Source organism: Paraliobacillus sp. X-1268, from assembly GCF_003426095.1.
Lineage (GTDB): Bacteria > Bacillota > Bacilli > Bacillales > Amphibacillaceae > Paraliobacillus_A > Paraliobacillus_A zengyii.
The window spans coordinates 1-2,516 of sequence record NZ_QJSK01000044.1 but is presented as its reverse complement, the minus strand read 5'-3'; the positions used below and the strand labels follow the sequence as shown (position 1 = coordinate 2,516).

2 protein-coding genes are annotated in these 2,516 nt (G+C 34.1%); both read right to left on the bottom strand.

Annotated elements, in window-relative coordinates:
- Positions 1-36: 36 nt before the first annotated feature.
- Entirely contained in the window at positions 37-771 is a 735-nt protein-coding gene (istB, locus tag D2K62_RS18555; RefSeq protein WP_117161875.1) for an IS21-like element helper ATPase IstB, read from the bottom strand.
- 26 nt (positions 772-797) lie between these two features.
- Positions 798-2,372 carry an IS21 family transposase gene (gene istA, locus D2K62_RS18550; protein ID WP_117161874.1) on the bottom strand — a complete coding sequence of 525 codons (1,575 nt, stop codon included), beginning with the start codon at positions 2,370-2,372 and terminating at the stop codon, positions 798-800.
- Positions 2,373-2,516 lie beyond the last annotated feature (144 nt).

Genomic DNA, 2,516 nt, shown 5'->3' with positions numbered 1-2,516 from the left:
TGTGACCGTCAAGTAGAATGACACAATTTTTGCTTGTTAATTTGAAACACTTTGTTGACCAAATATAGTCGATCTATGCTTCATTCTCCAACTATCTTCATTCAAATGAATTATTTCTACTCGATGTAATATACGATCTAATATTGCAGTAGTAATCGCTTGATCACCCAATAATTCTCCCCATTCTTTAGGACCTTTATTGGAAGTCAAAATGATTGATGATTGGTTATAAAGGTCATTAATTAAATGGAAGAACATATTTGCTTCTTGCTTGTCCATCGCCATAAACATCAGATCATCAATAATGACTAGATCTGCTTCTCTAATTCTTTTCATTCTTGTCTTTGATTTTCTAGTAATTTCTTCTGTTTTTAATACACTTATAAGGTCTCCCATGGTTGTGAATATCACTTTGTAACCCTGGTTTAAAGCTTCAATCCCCAATCCAACGGATAGAAAAGTCTTACCTACACCTGGCGGTCCAAGCAGAATAATATTGTATAACTGCTCAATCCATGTTAAGTCCTTAAGTTGGTTTAATTTCTTATTGCTTAATGATTTTTGATCATCTACATTATAGTCATCTAAAGTGCTGTAAAACGGAAATGTTGCCCATTTAAATCTTTTTTCTAATTGTTTTTCTTCTCTACGGTTTTGCTCATAAACTGCTACATCTAGGAGGAACTGAGTAAAGGATGAATCCTTTTCCTCAGCCTCTCTTATTAGTGTAGATAGGTGATTTGCTGTTTCAGCTAAGCGAAGGTTCCTCATCAAGTCTTGTAACTGATTTAACTGACTCAAATTGAATCACCTTCCAATATATTGGTATAGGTATCAACTTTTCTCTTCTGTGCTTCTGTCTCCATAATCCATCCAGAAATCTTATTTAATGGTGTCACAGTTTCATCGTTATCGGTTACTGTATCATCAACTCGTCGTTGACGTTTTAAGTATGAAACGACATCGCTGAAATCTGTTGCACTGTATAAGTTCCTTTTGATACATTCATGCAGTGTTGCTGATAAAATACTGTTATTGTTATTTTTCGTTTCTCTTAATATAATCTGCAATTGATCTTTAATATATCTAGGATATTTTCCCCTAAGGGCATACAAATAGTCATAAGCTATCTCAATATCAGTATCTACGAATTGGTTTGCAACTGTATCGATAAAGGCATCTACACCTTTAGTTCTATCACGTGAGTGATTTCTATCTTTAACTAGATGTCCTTTTCCTTCTGGAATCTTATGTTTTGCAACTATTTCACTTGTTTGAGAAATATAGATTAATAGATGATTATCTTCGATCTCTTTAACACAAACACTTTCATGCTTGTTAAAAGTGCCAAGTGGAAGAGAATACCTGTTAGATAAATATCGAATTGTATTGTCCTTATGGACACTTCTTGTTATACTATTTTCATAATTGTTTACAAGATCTATATCTTGTGTGACCGGTCTTAAGTGTTGCTTTTCTAAGGAGAACACTTCGGCTGGTCTTTTTTTTGTTGTGTTGTGAATCTTGTAATTACCTGTCCGATTTAACCATCGCCAACCCTGCTCATTCCAGGAATCAATAGTGTGGAACACTCTATGTTTAGCGAAGTTATGTTTCATAAAACCTACCACATTTTCTATTTTTCCTTTACTTTCAGGATCTGCTTTTCTACAAACGTGAAGGTTTAGGTTCCTAGTTTCTTTATATTGTTGAAATTCTTTTGTTAGGATTAAATCTCCACTATTTTCACTTACCACTATTAAACTATCTTGATCATATACAAGTTCTCTTGGTATTCCTTTGAACCATCTAAATGCATTTTCATGAGTTCGAATAACATCTTGTGTTGTAAAAGGTCTATCTAACCATTCTTTGTATTTGTATCTTGAATTAGCCAAAACAAATGCTATAAAGTTGAGTTTCACTTCCTTATTATCAGAAGTTTTTTGTTTTGTATGACCAAAATCAACTTGGATTTGCTCTCCCATTGGTAACTCTGGAATAGCCTCATACTCCCTTGGTGATGTTTCTTTTTCAATTTGGTATTCTTCTCTTAACTCTCTAACGAATGCACGAACCGTGCTTTCACCGATCTTCATACTTGCATACTTTTCCTCTAGCCAATCTTGTACTTGAGCAGCTGACATGTCAGGATGTTCTCTTAACCAAGAAAGAATTAACTCCTTATATGGATCTAACTTTTTCCTCCGTGACTTTAAAGATTCTACCCAGTCCACCATCTCCGAAGGAGACTTTTCTAAATTTCGATATATTGTTGATCTTGATACGCCTAACTTTTCTGCCGCCTTTGTTTTGCTAAAACCTTGCTTAATCAACTGTTGTATCTCCATATACATTTCCCACTTATCCACCTTTACCGTTCCCTCCATTGATGTGTTATTGATAGATATTAAACATCATACAATGGCAGAGTATTTTATTTTACTGGTATATTTGGGTAATAAGTGTTTCTTCTTATTCAGCAATAACTGTCTACTCTAGTTTAGCAGTCACAA

Coding starts and splice junctions, on each gene's coding strand:
- istB (WP_117161875.1), bottom strand. CDS start 771: ATGAGGAACCTTCGCTTAGCTGAAACAGCAAATCACCTATCTACACTA.